We start from the raw sequence: 20,295 nt of genomic DNA on the forward strand, positions 1-20,295 counted from the left end.
GCGCGAAGCGCGCCGGGGGTGGGGGGCTGATCTTGCACCGACGCTTGTTGTCGCCGACCGTCGGACAGAAAGCGAAATCACCCGCCCGTCAGAAACTCCCGCAGCTGCGGCAGGACCAGATCGGGGCGCTCCAGCACGGCGGCGTGGCGGGTGCCGGGGATCTCGACCACGCGGGCGTGCGGAATCGTGCCGGCGAGCCAGTGCGCCCCCTCGACGAAGGGGGTACGGTCGTCGCTGCCGCACAGGATCAGGGTCGGCGCCGCGATGCGGCTCGCCTCGGCGAGGAGATCGGCGGCGGCGAGCGCCTCGCAGGCGAGCGCGTAGCCCTCGGCCGGGCAGCCGGCGAGCACGTCGCGGAAATAGCGCACGCCGGCGGCGTCGGCCGCGATCGCCTCGGCCGAGAACCAGTTCGGCAGCAGCATCTCGGTGAGCGAGGCGACGCCCCCGGCGCGGGCCGCCGCGGCGCGCTCCAGCCAGGCGGCGCGCATCTCGGACGTGTAGCGCGGGATCGTGTCGATCAGCACGAGCCGATCCACCAGCGCCGGAAAATGCGCGGCGAAGTGCTGGGCGACCAGCCCGCCGAGCGACATGCCGGCCACGTGGGCGCGGCCGATATGCTGGGCACGGAACAGGTCGGCGAGCTGCTGGGCGAGATCCTCGACCGTGTAGGGCTCGGTCGGCACCGGCGTCGCGCCGTGGCCCGGCAGATCGTAGGAGACGAGCCGGAAGCGATCGGCGAGCGGCGCAGCGAAGTCCCAGGACCGGTGGTCGCAACCCAGCCCGTGCAAGAGCACGAGCGGCGTCCCGAAGCCGGAGACATGGAGGGCGATCGGGCCGGTCGGCAGGTCCGTCATGTCGGCAGGTCCGTCATCGAGAGGTCCGTCATCGAGAGGTCCGCGGTTCGAAGGTCACCCGGAGCACGGAGTGGGTCGGTGCAATGAGCGTGGCCGGCAGCGGCCCGGATCGGGCTCGCCTCGGCACGAGGAATCTGCTTCCTTGCTAGCACACCCCTCCGAAATCCGTCATCGCGTGCGTCACATGTCTCCTGCTACCGAGCCCCGCCCCCCTCTCGCCGGCGTCCGTGTCCTCGAGCTCGCCCGCATCCTCGCCGGGCCGTGGGCCGGCCAGCTCCTCGCCGATCTCGGCGCCGAGGTGATCAAGATCGAGCGTCCGGAGGTCGGCGACGACACCCGCACCTGGGGCCCGCCCTTCGTGCCGGAGCGTCGCGCCGACGGGGACGCGACCGACGGCGAGGCGAGCCGCGGTGCCGCCGCCTATTATCATTCGACCAACCGCGGCAAGCGCTCGGTCGAGGCCGACTTCGAGACGCCGGAGGGGCGCGATCTGGTGCTCGCGCTGGTGCGCGAGGCCGATGTGCTGATCGAGAACTTCAAGCTCGGCGGCCTGAAGCGCCACGGCCTCGACTACGACAGCCTGAAGGCGATCAATCCGCGGCTGATCTACTGCTCGATCACCGGCTTCGGCCAGACCGGACCGTATGCGGCGCGGGCCGGCTACGACTATCTGATCCAGGCGATGGGCGGCATCATGCATCTCACCGGCGCGCCCGACGGCGAGCCGATGAAGATCGGCGTCGCCTTCGCCGACATCTTCACCGGCCTCTACGCGACGGTGGCGATCGAGGCGGCGCTGATCGAGCGCGCGCGCTCCGGCCTCGGCCAGCATATCGACATGGCGCTGCTCGACTCGATGGTCGGCGTGCTCGCCAACCAGGCGCTGAACTATCTGGTCTCCGGACGCTCTCCGACCCGGATGGGCAATGCCCACCCGAACATCGTCCCCTATCAGGTCTTCCCGGCCGCCGACGGCCATCTCGTCGTCGCGGTCGGCAACGACGGCCAGTACCGGCGGTTCTGCGAGGTGCTCGACGCCCCGGCGCTCGCCGCCGATCCGCGCTACGCCTCCAATGCCGGCCGCGTCGCCGAGCGCGCCGGCCTCACCGCGGCGATCGCGGCGCTCACGGCGCAGCACCGCCGCGACGATCTGCTCGCCGCCCTGGAGGCGGTCGGCGTGCCGGCCGGGCCGATCCACGACGTCGCCGAGGTGTTCGCCGATCCGCAGGTCGTGGCGCGCGGCCTGCGGCTCGACCTGCCGGCCCCGGCGACCGAAGCCGGCCACGTGCCCGGCGTGCGCACGCCGATCCTGCTGTCGCGCACGCCGCTCGACTACACGGCCGCGTCGCCGACGCTCGGCTCCGACACGGCGGAGATCCTGGCGCGCCGCACCGAGGGCCGTCGACTGTTCCGCAGCTCGGACGAGTAAGCCGCGCTGCTCGTCCCGGAGCGGCCGCGCATGGCGGCCGCGCACACAGAATCGGGTAAAAACGCGAAAGTGCAATCGACAGGCGGCCCTTCGACGTGCGAAGAACTAGCCGTCGTGAACACGTGACGGCGCGATTCGCTCGTCCGCCGTTCGACGCCGAGCACTTTCGGTCGCTCCATCCCGACGGCCTCACAGTTTTATCATCATGCGTAATACGCGCCGCTCCTTTCTGTATCACGACGTCGCCTCGGCGCTGCGCACCCGCATCGCCCGCGGGACCTATCCGCCGGGTGAACGCCTGCCCAGCCTCAGCGAGCTGATGGAGGAGTTCGAGGTCAGCGCCATCACGGTGCGGCGCGCCCTCACCGAGCTCACCTACGAGGGGCTGATCCGCGGCCATCAGGGGCTCGGCGTCTTCGTCAAGGAGAAGCCGCGCATCCATCGCGTGCTCGCCGGCGATCCCGACCGCTCGATCGGCGACGAGATCGCCCGCGCCGGCTTCACGCCGCGGCTGGAGGAGATCGGCTTCACCGAGGTGGAGGCGGACGACGACGTCGCGGCGCGCCTGCGGGTGCCGCGCGGCGCGCGCCTGTTCGTCCACCAGAAGCTCACCTTCGCCAACGACGAGCCGGTGGCGCTGCATGCGTGGTGGTTCCGGCCGCGGCTCGCCAAGCAGCTGCGGGCCGGACTGTCGGAGCGGTTCATCTTCCCGCTCCTCAAGGAGCGCAAGTTCGACGTCGAGAACCTGCGCTGCGAGTTCTCCGCCACGGCACTGCCGGAGGAGAACGCCTCCCGCTTCGGCCTGCCGGCCGGCTCGCCGATGATGCGGGTCGACTACACGATGGCGACCAAGACGGGCGCGCCCACGCTGATCGGCCGCACGCTGGCCCGCGCCGACCGCTTCACCTTCGAGGTGACGCTGCCGCAACGCCGCGGGCGGCGGTGAGCGCGTTTCACGTCGGTCGGTCGGCGTTCTGATCCGCGCTCGCCTCATCCTCCGCTCACGCCCGCGCAGGCGGGCATCCAGACGCGGCGCGCCGTGGCGCCCTGGGTCCCCGCCTTCGCGGGGACGAACGGAGCGAGTGATCGGCCCATGATTTGATGCCGCGCGAGCTTGACGCCGTGCCGGCTCGCCTGCGAGCCTCCCGCCCCACAAGAAACTCGCGGGAGAGAACGCCGATGGCCCTGACCCTCTACAACGCGCCGCAATCGACCTGCAGCCAGCGCGTGCGCTTCGTGCTGAACGCCAAGGGCCTCGCCTTCGCCGAGCATCGGCTCGATCTGTTCGCCGGCGATCAGTTGAAGCCCGACTATCTGGCGCTCAACCCGAACGGCGTCGTCCCGACGCTCGTGCACGACGGCGCCGTGATCATCGATTCCTCGGTGATCATGGAATATGTCGAGGAGGTGTTTCCCGAGACGCCGCGCTTCGTGCCGGAGAACCCGGTGGCGCGGGCGACGATGCGGTCGCTGATGCGGTTCATCGACGAGGTGCCGGCGCCGGCGATCCGGGTGCCGAGCTACAACCTCGCCTTCCTGCCGCACTTCCAGGCGATGAGCGAGGAGGCGTTCCGGGCGATGGCGGACTCCAAGCCGCTGCGCCGCGAGTTCCTGCTGTCGATGGGCCGCACCGGCTTCCCGCAGGCCGACATGGACCTGTCGCTGAAGAAGCTCGAGCAGACGGTCGCGCGCATGGCCGACGCCATCGCGGCGAGCGGTGGCCCGTTCCTGCAGGGGCCGGCGCCGACGCTCGCCGACATCTCGGTGATGCCCGTGATCGTGCGGATGGACGACATCCGGCTCGCGCATCTGTGGGCGAGGCACCCGGCGGTCGGCGCCTGGCTCGACGCGATCCGGGCGCAGCCGGCGTTCCGGCCGACCTACTACACGGGCTCGCTGCTCACCGAGAAGTACCCGCATCTGCGCGCGCAGCTCGCCGCCGCGTGCTGAGCGCGGCCGGCGCCGCGCACGATCTGATCTGAAGCGATTCCAAGCTTGGAATCGCTTCGAACTGATCGATCGCGCGCCGCCGGCGATTGTTCTGCCTCGACCGGCCATGCTACGGCCGACGCATGACGGAGATCACCCCCGACTCCCCCGGGTCCACGCGATGACGCCGCGGGCCGTGAAGATCTGGTCGCGCGTCCACACCTGGACGAGCCTGATCTCGACCGTGTTCCTGCTGATGCTGTGCATCACCGGGCTGCCGCTGATCTTCCACCACGAGATCGAGCACCTCACCGGCGAGACGGCCGAGCCCGCGGTGTTGCCGGCCGGCACGCCGATGGCGGATCTCGATCGCATCGTCACCGCCGGCGTCGCCCGCTATCCCGGCTACGTGCCGCATTACGTCGTGTGGGACCGCGACGAGGCGGCGCTCGTCCACGTCGTCGTCTCGCCCACCTACACGTCGCCGGTCGAGGAGAACCGCCTGGTCACGCTCGACGGCCGCACCGCGGAGGTGCTCGGTCAGCCGGCGCCCGGCGGCTTCATGCACGTGATGCTGCAGCTCCATGTCGACATGTTCGCAGGCCTGCCCGGCAAGCTCTTCCTCGGCGCGATGGGCTTGCTGTTCGCCGTCGCGATCGTGTCGGGCGTCGTGCTCTACGCCCCGTTCATGCGCCGGCTCGACTTCGGCACCGTGCGGGCGACCTCGTCGCGCGCGCGCTGGCTCGACGTCCACAATCTGCTCGGCGTCGTCACCGTCGTGTGGGCCCTGGTGGTCGGCCTCACCGGCACGATCAACACGCTCGCCGAGCTGATGATCGGCTACTGGCAAAAGACCGAGCTGGCCGAGATGGTGCGGCCCTATGCGGGCAAGCCGCCGCTGGCGCAGCACGGCTCCGTGCAGGCGGCCGTCGACGCGGCGCGCGCTGCAGCGCCCGGCAAGACCACGTTCTTCATGGCCTTCCCGAAGGCGCCCTACTACACCGACCAGCACCACTTCGTCGTGTTCATGCGCGGCGAGGCGCCGCTGACCTCGCGGCTGATGACGCCCGTGCTGGTCGACGGCGAGACCGCGACCGTCACGGCGACGCGCGAGTTGCCCTGGTATCTGAAGGCGCTGCTCGTCTCGCAGCCGCTGCATTTCGGCGACTACGGCGGCATGCCGCTGAAGATCCTCTGGGCGCTGCTCGACCTGATCACGATCGCGGTGCTCTGCACCGGCCTTTATCTATGGGTGGTACGCCGCCGCTCGCGGATCGGCGCCCGCCGCATCGTCGCGCCGGACGCAATCCCGTCGGCACCGTCCACGCAGCCCGCCGAATGACCGCCGCACATCGCAGCAGCGCCGTGGCTAGGGCACGCCGTACCTCCCGCCGCGCGTCCGGCCGACGCGACTCCACGGCCCGCATCTGGTCGTGGCCGATCATCATCGCGCTCGTGAGCACGGCCGGCCTCGTCGCCGCGCTGGTCGGCGACGGCCTCCTCGACCTCGTCTCCTGGCTCGGGCTCGGCGTGCCCGTCGCCGTGTCGGCGTGGTTCTGGGTGCGGCGGCAGAGAGCTACGCCCCGTTAGCCGCACGTGACAGCAACGCCGCCCGTACGGCGGGTGCGGAAAGCGCCGCGCGAGGCGAGCGGGGGGCTGGTCAGACGCCGATCATCACGTCGGAGGCCTTGATCACGGCGTAGGCCTTGCCGCCCACCACGAGGCCGAGTTCGTCGACGGCCTCGTTGGTGATCGACGCCGTGATCACGCTGCCGCCGATGTCGAGCCTCACATGCGCCGTGGTGGCGCCCTTGAGCACCTCGACCACCTTGCCCTCGATCGCGTTGCGGGCCGAGATTTTCATCTTGGTGTCCTCGCAAAAACACTGCACCACAGGCGCAGCGAACCCTGCCGTCGCGGCCGGCCCGGCACCGGACGAGGCTGTAATCCTGTATCATTTTCGATATAGGACAGCAAGCGCGCGGCGCCCGTCGCGCCGGCGCCCTTGGAGATGCTCGTCATGCTGTCCGCCGTCTCGCCGACCACCATCTTGCCGCCCGTCCTGCCCGATCACGTCCTCGACGCGCTGCTCGTCGACGACGTGCCGCTCGGCGACCTGACCACGCATGCGCTGGGCATTTCCGGACAGCCGGCCCGCATCACGTTCGCGGCGCGAGATCGGCTCGTGGTGGCGCTGTCGGAGGAAGCGGCGCGGCTGGTCGCACGCACCGGCGCCGAGGTCACGCTGCTCGCCGGCTCCGGAACCTCGCTGACGCCGGGCGAGAAAATTCTCGAAGCGCGCGGTCCGGCCGGGGCGCTGCATCGCGCCTGGAAGGTGGCGCAGACCATGCTGGAGATCGCCTCGGGAATCGCCACGACGACGCGGGCGATCGTCGAGGCGGCGCGCGCCGTATCCCCGGACATCGCCGTCGCCTGCACGCGGAAGACCGTGCCGGGCGCGAAGGCGCTGTCGATCAAGGCGATCCTGGCGGGCGGCGCGGTGCCGCACCGGCTCGGCCTGTCGGAGACGGTCCTCGTGTTCGAGGAGCACCGGCGATTTCTGAAAGACCTCGCGCCGGCCGAGATCGTCGCGCGCCTACGCCGCTTCGTTCCGGAAAAGAAGGTCGTGATCGAGGTCGCAGGCGTCGACGAAGGCGTCGCCTGGGCGCGGGCCGGCGCCGACGTGATCCAGGCCGAGAAGTTCTCCCCGGAGGCGATCGCGGCGCTGGTCGCCGCCCTGAAGGAGGCCGCGCCCACGACCATCGTGGCCGCCGCCGGCGGCGTCACGCCGGACAATGCCGGCGCCTACGCGAGCGCCGGCGCCCGCGTGCTGGTCACCTCCGCCCCCTACACGGCCAAGCCGCGCGACGTGCAGGTGGTGCTGGAGCCGGCGTGAATCGCGGGATCGGGTTGGCGCGGCTGTAAGAAAGAGCCCCCCACCTCCGCCCCCTCCCCGCCACGCCCTGCGGGCGCGGGGGGGAGGGGAGCCGAAGCGCCGTGCCGCGCCGAGATAACCGCAGCGCCGCTTCTCCCCTCCTCCCGCTCGCGAAGCGAGTGGCGGGGAGGGGTCGGGGGTGGGGGGCTCTTTGGCCTCGTTTTCATCGCGATGCGCCCGGGACACGAGGCCTTTCGCCGAGGTGCCTCCCCCGGCTGGCGTGTTTCTGGCATGGTGGCGGGCATGTCGGACCAGCTCGCCACCGCGGCCGCCGCGCCGGTCGCCTTCTCCACCACGCTCGACGCCCGGGTGCTGCGGCACGATCCGCAGTGGGGCATGTCGACGCTCTACTTCGGCGACGGCGAGTTGCGGGTGCCGATGGTGGCGGCGCCGGTCGACACCGGCGTGCGGGTGACGATCGACGCCCGCGACGTCGCCGTGGCGCTGACCCGGCCCATGGACGTGTCGATCACCAACCGCCTGCCCGGCACCATCGTCGCGGTGGAGCGGCTCGCCGCGCCCTATGCCCGCGTCACCTTCGATCTCGGCGCGACGCGGCTCGACGCCCTGGTGACCTGGGAGTCGGTCGAGCGGCTGGCGTTGGAGCCCGGCCTGTCAGCGTGGGCGATGATCAAGTCGGTCGCGATCGGGAGCGAGGCTGTTCGTCCGGCGGATCTGCCGACGCCCCGCCGCTGGCCCGTGGTTGGTAATCCGGATCGAGCGCCGCGGTGAGCTCGGCCAGCGCCGCGGCGCCGCTCTTGCGGGCCTGTCGCTCGAGCGAGCGATAGAGCGCGATCAGCCGCTCGCCGAACACGGTGAGCTCCGCCCCGCCGCCCCGCCGGCCCGGGAAGGTCTCGACCACGGCGGTCTCGAAGGTGTGGTTGAGGGCGTCCACCATCAGCCAGCACTTGCGGTAGGACGTGCCGGACGCCCGGCTGGCGCCGAGGATCGAGCGCTCGCGCCGGATCGTCTCCAGGAGGGCGATGTCCTCCGGGTCGAGGCGGCCGCCATTGCCGAAGGCGACGCGCAGCGCGACGCTCGCCGGCGCGATGCGGGCGGGCTTCGCCGCGTCGGCGTCGGGACCAGGGACCACCGCCGGTTTCGGGGGCATGGGCAGCGCCTCGCGATGTCGGATGGCGGGCCGGCCGGGCCAGCTCACCGCTCCTTGGCGTAGGTCAGGACACGGGCGCTGGCAAGCGGCCGGGCTTTTAGGTCGATGGCGGCGAGCGTCGCCGCGGCGATCTTGCGCGGACGATCGTCGAGGCCGGTCCAGCGGGCGGCTCGGTGCGCCCCGGAATGATCCCCCTCACCGCCCGATCAGCAGATCTCGCGTCAGCCAATCGATCTGAGCGACCTGCTCGAGGCCGAGGCGCAGGCGCTCGCGGTCGCGCGCGGCGAGCCGCTTGATCACCACGCTGTTGCCGGCCGGAACGCCGTGCTCGAGGTCGTCGAGCTGCTGGCCGAGGACGAGGTCGAGGAACGTCCCGTAGGCGTCGACCAGGCCCTGCAGGTCATGCTGGCCGCCGACCCCGCGGCTGCCCACCGCGGCGAGCCGCTCCGGCGTCGAGCGCTCGACCACGTGATGCCGGATGGCGAGCGCGCGGGCCGCCGTGACGATCGGAAACGTGCCGGTGCGCTTGAGGTCGAGCCGGCCGCCCTGGCTGCGGAAGCCGCCGAAGAAGCCGAGCCCCAGCTCGACCGCGCCCGCCGATTCGGCCAGGAGCTTGGCGAAGGCGATCTCGCCCTTCGCCGCGTCAAAGGCGGCGGCGCGCAGGTCGTTGGCGATCGCGGCGTCGCCGTGCACGGGCCGCAGGTCGAAGAAGATGTCGACGGAGAGGAGGTCCTGCGGACGCGAGCGGCGCACCCAGGCGGCGATGCGCTCGCGCCAGGTGGCGACCGAGCCGCGCCACTCCGGTGTCTTGCCCATCACGCCGCCCTTGCAGAAGGGCAGGCCGACTTCGTTGAGGATCGACGCCAGATGGATGCCGAGCGCGGCGAACCAGCGGTCCTCCGGACCGTCGGGCGCGCCGGTCGCGAAGAACAGCGCGTTGTCCTGGTCCATGGCGAGCAGGCTCTCGCCCCGCCCGGCCGAGCCGAGGACGGCGACCGCGTAGGGGCACGGCGGCTCGCCCTGCCCGGCCTCCCGCATGCGCGCCTCGGCGATCACGGCGGCCTGGCGGGTGAGCGCGCCGAGCTCGCGCGAGATCACGGCGGCGATGTTGCGGGCCGAGACCTTCTCGGCCATCAGGGCCGCGGCGACCCGCGGCAACGTCGCCCAGGCGGCGGCGAGCCCCTCGACGTCCTCGGCCTGGTCGATGGCGTCGCCGAGCGTCACGGCCTCGCCGGCGCGCAGCCGCAAGAGATCGCGGGCCGAGACGGCGCCGACCACCACGCCGGCCTCGTCGACGGCGCCGAGATGGCGGACGCCGAGCCGGCCCATGCGGCCGATGGCGCGATACACGAAGGCATCGGCCGGCACGGCGGCGAGCGGCGTCGCCATCACCGCGGCGACCGGCTCGCCGAGCGCGTCCGGCCCGCGATTCGCGAGCGCCCGGAGGATGTCGCGCTCGGTGACGATGCCGAGCTGCTCCGGCCTGAGCTTGGTCGGATCGGCGCCGGGCGGATGGACGAACAGCGACGAGATGCGCTCGCCCACCATGGTGCCGAGCGCCTCGCGCAGCGGCGCATCGGCCGCGGTCATGCGCGGCGGCGCCTGCATGATCTCGCCGACCGTGTGGCGATACGGATAGGAATCGATGCGGGCGAACACCGCCTCGCGGTCGGAGCGCAGCGGCGGCGACACCGGCTCGACCCAGCCGGCCCGATGGTGCTGATCGAGGACCTCGGTGAGGGTGCGGCAGGCCTGCTCGGCCTCGGCCAGCGTGCGGATGCCGCGCTGGCGCAGCCGGGGCACCAGGGCGAGAAACAGCTCGGCGCAGGCGCGCGCGTCACCGAGCCCGCTGTGGCGGCCCTCGATCGTGATGCCGAGCCAGGACGCGAGACTGTCGAGCGAGTACTCGGCGAGATCGGGCTGCGCCACCTCGGCGAGCAGCAGCGTGTCGAGCGTGCGCGGCCGCGTCCACGGCAGGCCGGCGCGCTCGCATTCGCGGCGCAGGACCGCGAGATCGAAACCGATCGCGTGGCCGATCACCACGGCGCCACGCCCCATGAAGGCGGCGAAGTCCGGCCACGCCGCGACGAAGGGCGGCGCAGCCGACACCATGGTGTCGTCGATCCCGTGGATCGCCGCGGCGGCGCGCGGGATCGGCTCGGGCGGGCGCACCAGCTTTCGGTACACCGGGTCCGGGACCACCTTGCCGGCCGAGATGCGCACGGCGGCGAGCTCGACGGCCCAGGCTTTTCGGGGATCGAGGCCAGTCGTCTCGGTGTCGATCGCGATCGCCTCGAGCACCATCAGGGGCGTGGCATTGTCGGCGGCCGCCATCATGATCCAGTTGCCTCCCCGCGTGTCTCCCCGCGTCTCGCCCGCGGCGCCGCTCCGGCGCGTCGTCCGCTCAGCCGCCGCGCGAGAGCGCCGCCGCGACGGCGTCGGCGTCGAGCCGCTCGACGAGCTCGTCGTGGATGTTGCACAACGCGACCCGCAGATAGTTGCGCGTCGTGTCGAAGTCCTGGCCGCGCAGCTTCTTGTGGATCGGCATCAGCGCGAAATAGGGCTGCGTGTAGGGCTCCGGCACGTCGACGACGCGCTTGACCGGATGCATGGCGCAGCGTTCGACCACATGAGCGATGTCGTCGCGCGCCGCCGCCCAGTCGCCGGGGTCGAGCGGCGCCGGCGCGGGATAGCGATCGAACACGGCGAGCGCCGTCGCGGTGAGGGCGCGGTGGAACGCCGCGAGATCTCCCGCGGCATGAGGCCGCAGCTCGCCTTCCACCATCTCGACCACCATGGCGAGGCCGAGCGGAAATGCGCGCCAGCGCGCCTCCTCGACGGCGGCTTTGAAGTCGGCCTCGTGAAACATCACCTTCGCGTAGTGCCCGGCGCGAGCGCGCGCATACTCGAAGATGCCCTTCTGGACCAGAAAAGCCGATTGCGTGTCGATGAAATCGGCGAGCGCCGCCGCATCGCGGACGGGCGGCTTGCGACGAAGAAATCCGAACAGAGCCATTGCGAGTCCCGGTTGTCGCAGGACCTTACCGCGGTCGCGCGCTCGACCGGAAGAGGCCGCGCACGGACTTCGATATTGCACCGCAACATCAACGAGCTGATCACGTCGCGACCGACGAAAGTCTAATAGGCGTTGCCGCAACCGATGTTAGCATTTTTACTATCCAGAACCCGGCACCAAGCCCGGGAGGACAAGGGACGAACGCCGTCGCGATCAACGCCGGCCCTTATTTTCAACATCGACCCGAACGCTGCCCTCCGGCGGCGTCGTAGGAGGTTGCACGCTCATGTCCGTCGAACCCGTCAGTACGCCCGAGAACGATCGCGACCACTGGAGGAAGACCACCCGGCTGATGTTCGGCCACCTCGCGGTGTGGTTCGTCTTCGGCTACGTGATCCACATGTTCGTGATCCCGCTGAACAAGATCACGATCCCGGTGCTCAACTTCCCGCTCGGCTTCTACATGGCCGCGCAGGGCTCCCTGATCGTCTTCGTCGTCATGCTGTTCCTCTTCGCATGGCAGCAGGACAAGATCGACCGCGACCACGGCGTCGCCGAGGACGAGTGAGCGAGAACCCGACATGGCGACACAAGCTTCCGGCTCTTCGGACTTCATCAAGAACCTGGGGAAAATCTACGGGTTCTACACGGGTGGCTTCTTCCTGTTCGTGATGGCGCTGGCGCTCCTCGAGCAGGTCGGCGTGCCGAACAAGATTCTCGGCTACCTGTTCGTGTTCTTCACGATCGCCGTCTACGCGATCATCGGCGTGATGTCGCGCACCGCCCAGGTGTCCGAGTATTACGTCGCCGGCCGCAGCGTGCCGGCGCTCTACAACGGCATGGCGACGGGCGCCGACTGGATGTCGGCCGCCTCGTTCGTCGGCATGGCCGGCACCCTGTTCCTGCTCGGCTACGACGGGCTCGCCTGGGTGCTCGGCTGGACCGGCGGCTACGTGCTGGTGGCGATCCTGATCGGCCCGTATCTGCGCAAGTTCGGCGCCTACACGGTGCCGGACTTCATGGCGTTCCGGTACGGCGGCAACTTCGCCCGCATGCTCGGCGTGATCGTGCTGGTGTGCTGCTCGTTCACCTACGTGACGGCGCAGATCTACGGCACCGGCCTGATCGCCTCGCGCTTCCTCGGCATGCAGTTCGAGATCGCGGTGTTCGCCGGCCTGTTCGGCATTCTCGTGTGCTCGCTGCTCGGCGGCATGCGCGCCGTCACCTGGACGCAGGTCGCCCAGTACATCGTGCTGATCGTCGCCTACCTGACCCCGATCGTCATCCTGTCGTACCAGAAGTTCGGGATCCCGATCCCGCAGCTCACCTACGGCAACGCGATCATGGACATCACGGCGCGCGAGCAGCAGTTGCTGCAGACGGGCCTCGCCACCGCGGCCGCCCTGAAGCCGCACATCCAGCCGTTCACCAGCTACACGCCACTGAACTTCTTCGCGATCATCTTCTGCATGATGATCGGCACCGCGTCGCTGCCGCACATCCTGATGCGCTACTTCACCACGCCGAGCGTCCGCCAGGCGCGCCTGTCGGTCGGCTGGTCGCTGCTGTTCATCTTCCTCCTGTACTTCTCGGCGCCGGCCTACGCGGCCTTCTCCAAGCTCGAGGTCTACACCGAGATCATCGGCCGTGACCTGTCCGCGATCCGCCCCTGGCTGTTCAACTGGGGCGAGCTCGGCCTGATCCAGATCTGCGGCAAGAACGCCACCAACATCGACGCCGTGCTCGCGGCGTGCAAGGCGGTGGCCGGGCATCCGGGCGTCGTCCGGCTGCAGGATTTCGTCATCAACACCGACGTGATCGTGCTCTCCACCCCGGAGATCGCGGGCCTTCCCTACGTGATCTCCGGCCTGGTGGCGGCCGGCGGCCTCGCCGCGGCGCTCTCCACCGCCGACGGCCTGCTGCTCGCCATCGCCAACGCGCTCAGCCACGACGTCTACTACAAGATGCTCGACCCGAACGCGCCGACCGCCCGTCGGCTGATCGTGGCGCGCGTCCTGCTGCTGATCGTCGCGGTGTTCGCGGCCTACCTCGCCTCGACCAAGCCGGCCGACATCCTCGCGATGGTGGGCTGGGCGTTCTCGCTGGCCATGGCGGGCAACTTCCCGGCGCTGATCATGGGCGTGTGGTGGAAGCGGACGACCACGGCGGGCGCCATCGCCGGCATCATCGCCGGGTTCGGCCTCTGCCTGTTCTACCTGCTCGTGACCCGCTACTTCCCGGGCTACGGCGTGGCGTATTTCGGCATGACCTCGAACCTCAACCCGGTCACCGGAGCGCCGCTGGTCGACATCGCCAAGGCGATGGCGATGCCGAACGCCATGGAGGTGTGGCCGACGCTCGCCCATCCGCTCGCCAACAAGGTGGGCTGGTTCAACCTCAACAACATCGCCGCCGGCCTGCTCGGCATGCCGCTCGGCTTCCTGACCATCATCCTGGTCAGCCTGGTCACCAAGGCGCCGTCGGCCGAGATGCAGTCGCTGATCGACGAGATCCGCAAGCCGCGCGGCCGCACGGTGCTGCAGGAGAAGACCTGACCCCGGGACTCCCGGCGGGCAGCCCCCGCCGGGACGTCTCCTCGGGATCGCGGCGGGGTCCTTCGGGACCCCGCTTTTTTATAGCTTGCGGCCGAGCGGATCGCGGTGCAATGGAACCGCAGGTGGCGAGGCTGCTATGGTGTCATTCCGGGGCGCGGCGAAGCCGCGAACCCGGACTCCAGCCGAGACTGCGGAGATCGCTGCTGGATTCCGGGTTCGCGCGCCTTCGGCCCGCGCCCCGGAATGACGGCAAACCAATCGACCGGGCTCTCGTCATCCAGCCCGCCCCTGCATTGCGAGAGGACGTCGTTTCATGACCAATGCGGCATCGCTCGGGTCCTGGCTGTTGTTCGTGCCGAACTTCATCCTGGCGGCGCTGATGTACACGCTGCTCGGCCGCGCCATCCTGGGGATCGTCGTCGGCACCGACTCGACCAACTACATCTGGCGCTTCTTCTGCCGGGTCACCGACCCGGTGGTCGCCGTCGTCGCGCGCGTCACCCCGAAGGCGGCGGCGCCCGTGATCGTCTGGCTGTTCGGGGTCGTCTGGCTGTTCTGGCTGCGCGTCGCGCTGCTCTACGCCTATCTGGCCTTCTCGCCTACGCAGGCCGGCTGAGGTTTCGTCATGGATCGCACCTTCTACTTCGTCGGCATCGCCTTCTTCGGCATGATCAACGGGCTGTTCAGCCCGCTGATGCCGGTCGCCTACGTGTTCTCGACCGCCCTGATGGCCGAGCCGCTGTTCGGCAGCCAGGCGGCGATCTTCTACTTCGCCTCGCTGATGCTCTCGACCGCGACCGTGATCCTCGGCGGCATCCCGGCGGCCATCTACGAGCGCGTCAAGGGCGCCGAGGACTCGACCACCGTGTCGCTGTTCATCTGGCTCGCCGCGACCGCGCTCCTGACCGTGCCGGCGGTCGGCAGCTTCCTGCAGTTCGGCCTGTGACGGGGCCGGCACGGCGACCGTGACGGCGTGGCGCGCCGTGACGGCACGGCGAGCGCCGTTCAACCCCTCGTGAGCACGTTGAGGCCGTCAGGAACAGCCGGTACCCTCTTGTCTTGTCATCGGTCGCAGAGGCTCGGCACGGCCGTGCGGCCCGGGCGATGGCGGGGAGGCGGCATGGAGATCCTGCGGCGGGTCGCGTTCGAGATCGTGATGCGCGCCTGCCTGTTCGGCTCGCTCGCGATCTTCTGCGTGATGGTCGGGTTGTCGTTCGAGCCGCGCGCCGCCTTCAAGGCCGGCGGCTTCCTCACGCTGGTGATGGTCGGGGTGCTGTGGCTGAAGGCCGTCGAGGCCCGAACCAAGGATCATCGCCGGATGGAGATGTGGCTCTACCTGCCCAAGGAGCACCGTCCGCCGCCCGCCTACGCCCAGAGCGTCAGCGCCATGGTGATGCGCGAGACGTATCTCTCGTTCGCCCGTCGCACCGCCGTCGTGTCGATCGTGATGTGGGTGCTGGCGCTGCTGCTGGAATTGGCGGGGATTTAGAGTGGTTTCCGCTGACGTCGACCCACACTCCGCTCATTCCCGCGAAGGCGGGAATCCAGAGCGACACGTCGGGCGGCCCCTGGGTCCCCGCCTGCGCGGGGACGAGCGGGCTTCGGGTCGGATTGATCGAAACCGAAAGCCGATCTAGGACCGCGCCACGCCCCCGCCGACCTCACGCCCCCAGATAGGCGGCGCGCACGTGAGGGTTCTCCAGGAGCTCGCGGCCCGTTCCGGTGAGCGTCACCCGGCCCTGCTCCAGCACGTAGGAGCGGTCGGACAGCTCCAGCGCCGCGAAGGCGTTCTGCTCGACCATCACGACCGTCACGCCGTCCTTGCGGATGCCCTCGATGATCTCGAAGGTGCGCTCGACCAGATTGGGGGCGAGGCCGAGCGAGGGCTCGTCGAACAGGACGAGCTTCGGCCGCGACATCAGCGCGCGAGAGATCGCCAGCATCTGCTGCTCGCCGCCCGAGAGCGTGCCGGCCGCCTGGTCGCGTCGCTCGGCGAGGATCGGGAAGCGGGCGAAGAGGCGGTCCATGTCGTCGGCGATCGCCGACGCGTCGCGGCGCAGGAAGCAGCCCATCTCCAGGTTCTCCCGCACCGTCATGAAGGGGAAGACGCGCCGCCCCTCCGGACAGTGCGCGATGCCGAGCTCCAGCACGCGCCGCGCCGAGGCGCGGGTGATGTCCTCGCCGTCGAACGTGATCTTGCCGGCCGCCGGCGTCAGCAGGCCCGAGATCGCCTTGAGGCTCGTCGTCTTGCCGGCGCCGTTGGCGCCGATCAACGTGACGAGCTCGCCGCGCGCGACCCGCATGGTGAGGTCGCGCACCGCCTCCACCTTGCCGTAGCGGCAGACCAGGCCCTCAACCACGAGCACGGACGTACCTTTCCCCGAGATAGGCGCGGATCACCTGCGCATCCTGCTGGATCGCCGCGGGCGGCCCGTCGGCGATGATTCGTCCCTGGTTCAGGCACACCACGCGATCCGACACGCCCATCACCATCTTCATGTCGTGCTCGACCAGCAGGATCGTGATCCCGCTCGCCCGGATGCGGGCGATGAGCGACATGAAGGCGCCGGTCTCGGCCGGGTTCATGCCCGACACCGGCTCGTCGAGGAGCAGCAGCGTCGGCTCGGCAGCGAGCGCGATCGCGACCTCGAGGAGCCGCAGCTCGCCGTAGGAGAGCGACGCGGCGACCTCGCCGGCCCGTGGCCGCAGCGCGACGAGATCGAGAATTTCCCAGGCGAGATCGCGCAGCCGGGCCTCGTCGCGCCGCACGCCCGGCCAGCCCAGCATGATGGCGAGCGGGTGCTGCCTCGCCCGCCGGTGCAGGCCGATCAGCACGTTGTCGAGCACCGGAAGGCCGTTGAAGACCGAGGTCTTCTGGAAGGTGCGCACCACGCCGTGGCCGGCGATCTGGTCGGGCTTCAGGCCGGCCAGCGGCGTGCCCCGATACGTGATGGCGCCGCTCGACGGCGTGATGTAGCCCGTGATGGCGTTGAAGGCCGAGGTCTTGCCGGCGCCGTTCGGCCCGATCAGCGACAAGACCTCGCCCTCGCGCACCTCGAAGGTCATGTCCTCGACGGCGGTCAGGCCGCCGAACCGGATCGACAGGCCCGTGACGGCGAGGGCGACCGGCGCCGTCGCGTCCGGCGCGGAAGGCGCAGCCTGTTGCGACGTGGTGATCGTGGTGTCGCTCACGGCCTCGCCTCCGCGGGCGTCGCGCCGGGAGCGACGGCGGCCGGCTCGGCCGGCGGCGGGCCGGGCCGTCCGCGCACACGGCGCCAGGCGTCACGGAGCGCCGGCACGATCCCCTCCGGCAGGAAGTAGACGATCAGGATCATCAGCACGCCGTATACCACCCACTGGATCTCGGGCTTGACCTCGAAGCCGCGCAGCACCTCGGGCAGCAGGCCGAAGATCAGGCCGCCGACGATGGGGCCGGCGAGCGTGCCCTTGCCGCCCGTCACCACCATGATCACCATGGTGACGGTGTAGATGAACAGGAACACGTCGGGATCAACGATCCGCACGTAATGCGCGTAGACGGCCCCCGCGAGGCCGGCGAGCGCGGCGGAGACCACGGTCGCCAGCACCAGAAAGCGCGTGACGTCGATGCCGACCGAGGTGGCGAGCGGCTCGTTCTCGCGCAGCGCAATCATGGCGCGGCCGGCGCGCGAGTGCACCAGACGCCGGATGATCACATAGGTCACCACCGCGACCACGAGCACCAGGTAGTAGTTCGGAACCTTGCCGAGAATGTCGATGTCGCCGACGCCCGGCAGCCACAGCTTCAGGAACGGGATGTTGTTGAGGGCCATCGGCCCCTGCGTCAGCTCGACCCAGTTGAGGGCGACGAGCCGGGTCACCTCGGCGAAGCTCACCGACACGATGACGAAGTAGGCGCCGCGCACCTTGAACGAGATCTTGCCGATCATGTAGCCGCACAGGCCGGCGAAGACCACGGCGAGGATCATCGAGAACCAGACCGGCTTCGGGGCCAGCGACACCGGCATGTCGAAGACGTGGATCTCGAAGCCGAGCGATACGAGGCTCGACACATAGGCCCCGATGCCGAAGAAGGCGACGTGGCCGAGGCTGAGTTGCCCCGTGTAGCCGAGCAGAAGATTCAGGCTCATCGCGGCGACGATGAAGATGCCGGCGATGATCAGGACATGCAGGATGTAGAGGTCGGTCATCCACAGCGGCAGCGTGAACAGGAAGACGACCCAGGCGAGCGTGACGGCGCGGCTCATCCGATCCGCTCCTTGCGGGCGAACAAGCCGGTGGGCTTCACGAGCAGGATCACGATGATCAGCAGGAAGCCCATGGCGTCGCGGTATCCGGACGAGATGTAGCCGGCGCCCAGCTCCTCCATGAAGGCGAGGATGAAGCCGCCGATGGTGGCGCCCGGGATGCTGCCGAGCCCTCCGAGAATGACGATTGCGAAAGCCTTGAGCGAGGCGAGATCGCCGATCGTCGGATAGACGACGAAGACCGGGCCGAGCAGCGCGCCGGCGGCCGCGGCGAGACCGGAGCCGATCGCGAATGTCGCGGTGTGGACGCGATCGATACGCACGCCCATCAGGGCCGCAGCCTCGCGATCCTGGAAGGTGGCACGCATCGCCTTGCCGAGCCGCGTCTTCTGGATCAGCAGCCAGGTCCCGGCGATCAATGCGACGGCGACGACGAAGACGAACAGCCGGGTCCACGACACCGAGACGCCGCCCATGACGAGCGGCGCCGAGGGAAACGGCGAGTCGATCGACTTGGCGACGCCCGTCCACACGAGCTGCTCGGTGTTCTGCATCGCGATCCAGGCGCCGATCATCACCAGCATGGTGGTGTCGATGTCGGCGCCGCGCAGCCGGCGCAGGAGGAGAATCTCGATCGCCGCGCCGAGCAGCACGCCGAGCGCCACGGCGAGCGCGATCGACACGACGAAGTTCGCGCCGATCAGCATCACCCACATGTACATCATGTAGGCGCCGAAGGCGTAGAGCTCGCCGTGGGTGAAGTTGACGACCCGCATGATGCCGAAGATCAGCGTCAGGCCGATCCCGAGCAGCGCATAGGTGCCGCCGAGGATCATGGCATTGAGGGCGTGCTGGAGAAGCTGATCCATGACCTCACGCGACGGGACAGAGCAGGAACGGGTGCGCCGCCGGCGGGCGGCGCACGGTTGCCGGAGCGCTCAGAGGCCGGACTTCACGACCTTGCCGCCGTCGATCTTGACCAGATAGATCGACGGGACGTTCTGGCCGCTCTCGGAGCCGGCGGGCCCCTGCTTGATGAACTCGATGTTGCCGTAGATGCCCTTGACCTTGGTCTTCCACAGCGCGTCCTTGATCGCGGCGGGCTCGGCCTTGCCGGCGATCTTGATCGCCTCGACGATCACGTGGATGCCGTCGAAGCCGCGGAAGCCCTCGGTGAGGCCGCCCGGCTCGTGGCCGCGCTTCTTCCACTCGTCCATGTAGCGCTTCGCCGGCTCCGGGTTGGTGACCACCTCGGGGAACCAGGGCGGGAAGAACACGGTGTGGAACGAGCCGTTGGCCGCCTCGCCGGCCTGGGTGATCAGCTGGTCGGGCGAATTGGAGCCGCCCGTGCTGACGATCCGGGCGTTGAGCTGCAGCTCCTTCGCCTGCTTGAGGATCAGGGTCAGCTGCTCGACCGCCGTGGTGACGAACAGCGTGTCGCCGCCCGAGGCCTTGATGCGGGTGAGCTGCGCCGAGAAGTCGGTCGCCTTCGGGTCCATCGTCTCCATCACGCCGATGGCGACGCCTTGGCCTTTCAGCATCTTCGAGTACTCGGCCGCCGACCCGATGCCGAAATCGTTGTTGGTGTTCAGGAAGTCCGCCTTCTTGATGGCGAGCTTCGGAACCAGCGGCTTGAACGCGACCGCCTCCATCTCCGAGGTCGGGCTGATGCGGAAGATGTAGGGGTTGCCCGAAGTCGTGATCTTGCCGGAGGACGACGTCTCGACCACCATCGGGACCTTGTACTCCTGCAGCTTCGGCATCACCGCGAGGGTGAGCGTCGAGCTCCAGGCGCCCATCAGCACCGGCACCTTGTCGCGGACGATCAGCTTCTCGACGGTGGCCACCGCCTCGGTCGGGTTGGACTTCGAGTCCTCGATCACGAGCTGGATCTTCTTGCCGAGCACGCCACCGGCGGCGTTGATCTGGTCCTCGGCGATGCGCGCACCCTGCGCGACATAGTTGCCGGACGCCGCGAAGGCACCGGTGAGGGGCTGCGTCACCCCGATCTTGATGGTCTCCTGGGCGAGCGCGGGCCCGGCGAGGAGCGTCGCCCCGAGCAAGGCGAGAGCGAGCTTGGCAGTCCTGGTATGCATTGCAGTCTCCCTGTCGTCTCCCGGAATTCAAGCAAGTGTCGTGCCGCCGGCGCGTGACTTCTTCTGTTCTGGACGTCGCCGGAACGGCACGGTGGATGCCCGCCCGGCGCGACCGGGCGGGCG

Annotated in this window: 22 protein-coding genes; 12 read left to right on the top strand and 10 right to left on the bottom strand. The window is 69.7% G+C overall.

Features of this window, described 5'->3' with window-relative positions:
- Positions 1–77: 77 nt before the first annotated feature.
- The gene (locus ABTU92_RS23915; protein WP_408094125.1) at positions 78–854 is read right to left on the bottom strand and encodes an alpha/beta fold hydrolase; all 777 of its coding nucleotides are present in this window, start codon (positions 852–854) and stop codon (positions 78–80) included.
- A gap of 184 nt (positions 855–1,038) precedes the next feature.
- Here ABTU92_RS23915 and ABTU92_RS23920 point away from each other — a divergent pair, with 184 nt between their 5' ends.
- The 5 genes from ABTU92_RS23920 to ABTU92_RS23940 all read left to right on the top strand — a co-directional run bounded on the left by ABTU92_RS23920 (position 1,039) and on the right by ABTU92_RS23940 (position 5,802).
- The gene (locus ABTU92_RS23920) at positions 1,039–2,283 is read left to right on the top strand and encodes a CaiB/BaiF CoA transferase family protein (protein ID WP_408094126.1); all 1,245 of its coding nucleotides are present in this window, start codon (positions 1,039–1,041) and stop codon (positions 2,281–2,283) included.
- A 205-nt stretch (positions 2,284–2,488) separates the two neighbouring features.
- Entirely contained in the window at positions 2,489–3,229 is a 741-nt protein-coding gene (locus ABTU92_RS23925) for a GntR family transcriptional regulator (RefSeq protein ID WP_408094127.1), read from the top strand.
- Between the two features lie 233 nt (positions 3,230–3,462).
- Positions 3,463–4,233 carry a glutathione S-transferase family protein gene (locus ABTU92_RS23930; protein ID WP_408094128.1) on the top strand — a complete coding sequence of 257 codons (771 nt, stop codon included), beginning with the start codon at positions 3,463–3,465 and terminating at the stop codon, positions 4,231–4,233.
- Positions 4,234–4,393: 160 nt separating this feature from the next.
- Positions 4,394–5,554 (top strand): PepSY-associated TM helix domain-containing protein, encoded by a 1,161-nt coding sequence (locus tag ABTU92_RS23935; RefSeq protein WP_408094129.1) that lies wholly within the window; start codon positions 4,394–4,396, stop codon positions 5,552–5,554.
- On the top strand, positions 5,551–5,802 hold the full coding sequence (locus ABTU92_RS23940) for a hypothetical protein (protein ID WP_408094130.1): 252 nt from the start codon (positions 5,551–5,553) through the stop codon (positions 5,800–5,802). The genes ABTU92_RS23935 and ABTU92_RS23940 overlap by 4 nt, the downstream gene beginning before the upstream one ends.
- A gap of 70 nt (positions 5,803–5,872) precedes the next feature.
- On the opposite strand, the gene ABTU92_RS23945 is transcribed toward ABTU92_RS23940, so the two are convergent.
- Positions 5,873–6,076, bottom strand: a complete 204-nt coding sequence (locus tag ABTU92_RS23945) for a molybdopterin-binding protein (protein ID WP_408094131.1) — start codon at positions 6,074–6,076, stop codon at positions 5,873–5,875.
- A 156-nt stretch (positions 6,077–6,232) separates the two neighbouring features.
- On the opposite strand from ABTU92_RS23945, the gene modD reads away from it, so the two are divergent.
- Together modD and ABTU92_RS23955 are read left to right on the top strand one after the other, a co-directional pair.
- The gene (modD, locus tag ABTU92_RS23950; RefSeq protein ID WP_408094132.1) at positions 6,233–7,108 is read left to right on the top strand and encodes a ModD protein; all 876 of its coding nucleotides are present in this window, start codon (positions 6,233–6,235) and stop codon (positions 7,106–7,108) included.
- A 282-nt stretch (positions 7,109–7,390) separates the two neighbouring features.
- Positions 7,391–7,879 (top strand): TOBE domain-containing protein, encoded by a 489-nt coding sequence (locus ABTU92_RS23955; RefSeq protein WP_408094133.1) that lies wholly within the window; start codon positions 7,391–7,393, stop codon positions 7,877–7,879.
- Here ABTU92_RS23955 and ABTU92_RS23960 read toward each other — a convergent pair.
- From ABTU92_RS23960 to ABTU92_RS23970, 3 genes are all read right to left on the bottom strand, one after another.
- Positions 7,779–8,258 carry a winged helix-turn-helix domain-containing protein gene (locus tag ABTU92_RS23960; RefSeq protein WP_408094134.1) on the bottom strand — a complete coding sequence of 160 codons (480 nt, stop codon included), beginning with the start codon at positions 8,256–8,258 and terminating at the stop codon, positions 7,779–7,781. The two genes, ABTU92_RS23955 and ABTU92_RS23960, sit on opposite strands and share 101 nt — an antisense overlap.
- Positions 8,259–8,453: 195 nt before the next feature.
- Positions 8,454–10,595 (bottom strand): DUF294 nucleotidyltransferase-like domain-containing protein, encoded by a 2,142-nt coding sequence (locus ABTU92_RS23965; protein WP_408094135.1) that lies wholly within the window; start codon positions 10,593–10,595, stop codon positions 8,454–8,456.
- Positions 10,596–10,662: 67 nt separating this feature from the next.
- Positions 10,663–11,274 carry a hypothetical protein gene (locus ABTU92_RS23970; protein ID WP_408094136.1) on the bottom strand — a complete coding sequence of 204 codons (612 nt, stop codon included), beginning with the start codon at positions 11,272–11,274 and terminating at the stop codon, positions 10,663–10,665.
- Between the two features lie 286 nt (positions 11,275–11,560).
- On the opposite strand from ABTU92_RS23970, the gene ABTU92_RS23975 reads away from it, so the two are divergent.
- From ABTU92_RS23975 to ABTU92_RS23995, 5 genes are all read left to right on the top strand, one after another.
- Positions 11,561–11,842 (top strand): DUF4212 domain-containing protein, encoded by a 282-nt coding sequence (locus tag ABTU92_RS23975; RefSeq protein ID WP_408094137.1) that lies wholly within the window; start codon positions 11,561–11,563, stop codon positions 11,840–11,842.
- A 13-nt stretch (positions 11,843–11,855) separates the two neighbouring features.
- Positions 11,856–13,829, top strand: a complete 1,974-nt coding sequence (locus ABTU92_RS23980; protein ID WP_408094138.1) for a sodium:solute symporter family protein — start codon at positions 11,856–11,858, stop codon at positions 13,827–13,829.
- Positions 13,830–14,142: 313 nt separating this feature from the next.
- The gene (locus ABTU92_RS23985) at positions 14,143–14,445 is read left to right on the top strand and encodes a hypothetical protein (protein ID WP_408094139.1); all 303 of its coding nucleotides are present in this window, start codon (positions 14,143–14,145) and stop codon (positions 14,443–14,445) included.
- A gap of 9 nt (positions 14,446–14,454) precedes the next feature.
- Complete coding sequence (locus tag ABTU92_RS23990) at positions 14,455–14,775, top strand: hypothetical protein (RefSeq protein WP_408094140.1); 321 nt, start codon at positions 14,455–14,457, stop codon at positions 14,773–14,775.
- A gap of 174 nt (positions 14,776–14,949) precedes the next feature.
- Positions 14,950–15,318, top strand: a complete 369-nt coding sequence (locus tag ABTU92_RS23995; protein ID WP_408094141.1) for a hypothetical protein — start codon at positions 14,950–14,952, stop codon at positions 15,316–15,318.
- Between the two features lie 172 nt (positions 15,319–15,490).
- Here the strand turns inward: ABTU92_RS23995 and ABTU92_RS24000 are convergent, their stop codons facing one another.
- The 5 genes from ABTU92_RS24000 to ABTU92_RS24020 all read right to left on the bottom strand — a co-directional run bounded on the left by ABTU92_RS24000 (position 15,491) and on the right by ABTU92_RS24020 (position 20,172).
- The gene (locus ABTU92_RS24000; protein WP_408094142.1) at positions 15,491–16,195 is read right to left on the bottom strand and encodes an ABC transporter ATP-binding protein; all 705 of its coding nucleotides are present in this window, start codon (positions 16,193–16,195) and stop codon (positions 15,491–15,493) included.
- Positions 16,182–17,021, bottom strand: coding sequence for an ABC transporter ATP-binding protein (locus tag ABTU92_RS24005; RefSeq protein ID WP_408094143.1), 840 nt, complete (start codon positions 17,019–17,021; stop codon positions 16,182–16,184). Before ABTU92_RS24005 ends, ABTU92_RS24000 begins: the two co-directional genes overlap by 14 nt.
- On the bottom strand, positions 17,018–18,076 hold the full coding sequence (locus ABTU92_RS24010) for a branched-chain amino acid ABC transporter permease (protein ID WP_408094144.1): 1,059 nt from the start codon (positions 18,074–18,076) through the stop codon (positions 17,018–17,020). The genes ABTU92_RS24005 and ABTU92_RS24010 overlap by 4 nt, the downstream gene beginning before the upstream one ends.
- Positions 18,073–18,945: a branched-chain amino acid ABC transporter permease gene (locus ABTU92_RS24015; RefSeq protein ID WP_408094145.1), complete on the bottom strand. Its 873-nt coding sequence runs from the start codon at positions 18,943–18,945 to the stop codon at positions 18,073–18,075. Before ABTU92_RS24015 ends, ABTU92_RS24010 begins: the two co-directional genes overlap by 4 nt.
- 69 nt (positions 18,946–19,014) lie before the next feature.
- Positions 19,015–20,172 carry an ABC transporter substrate-binding protein gene (locus tag ABTU92_RS24020; RefSeq protein ID WP_408094146.1) on the bottom strand — a complete coding sequence of 386 codons (1,158 nt, stop codon included), beginning with the start codon at positions 20,170–20,172 and terminating at the stop codon, positions 19,015–19,017.
- Positions 20,173–20,295 lie beyond the last annotated feature (123 nt).

The organism is Rhodoplanes sp. SY1, assembly GCF_046000175.1.
Taxonomy (GTDB): domain Bacteria; phylum Pseudomonadota; class Alphaproteobacteria; order Rhizobiales; family Xanthobacteraceae; genus Rhodoplanes.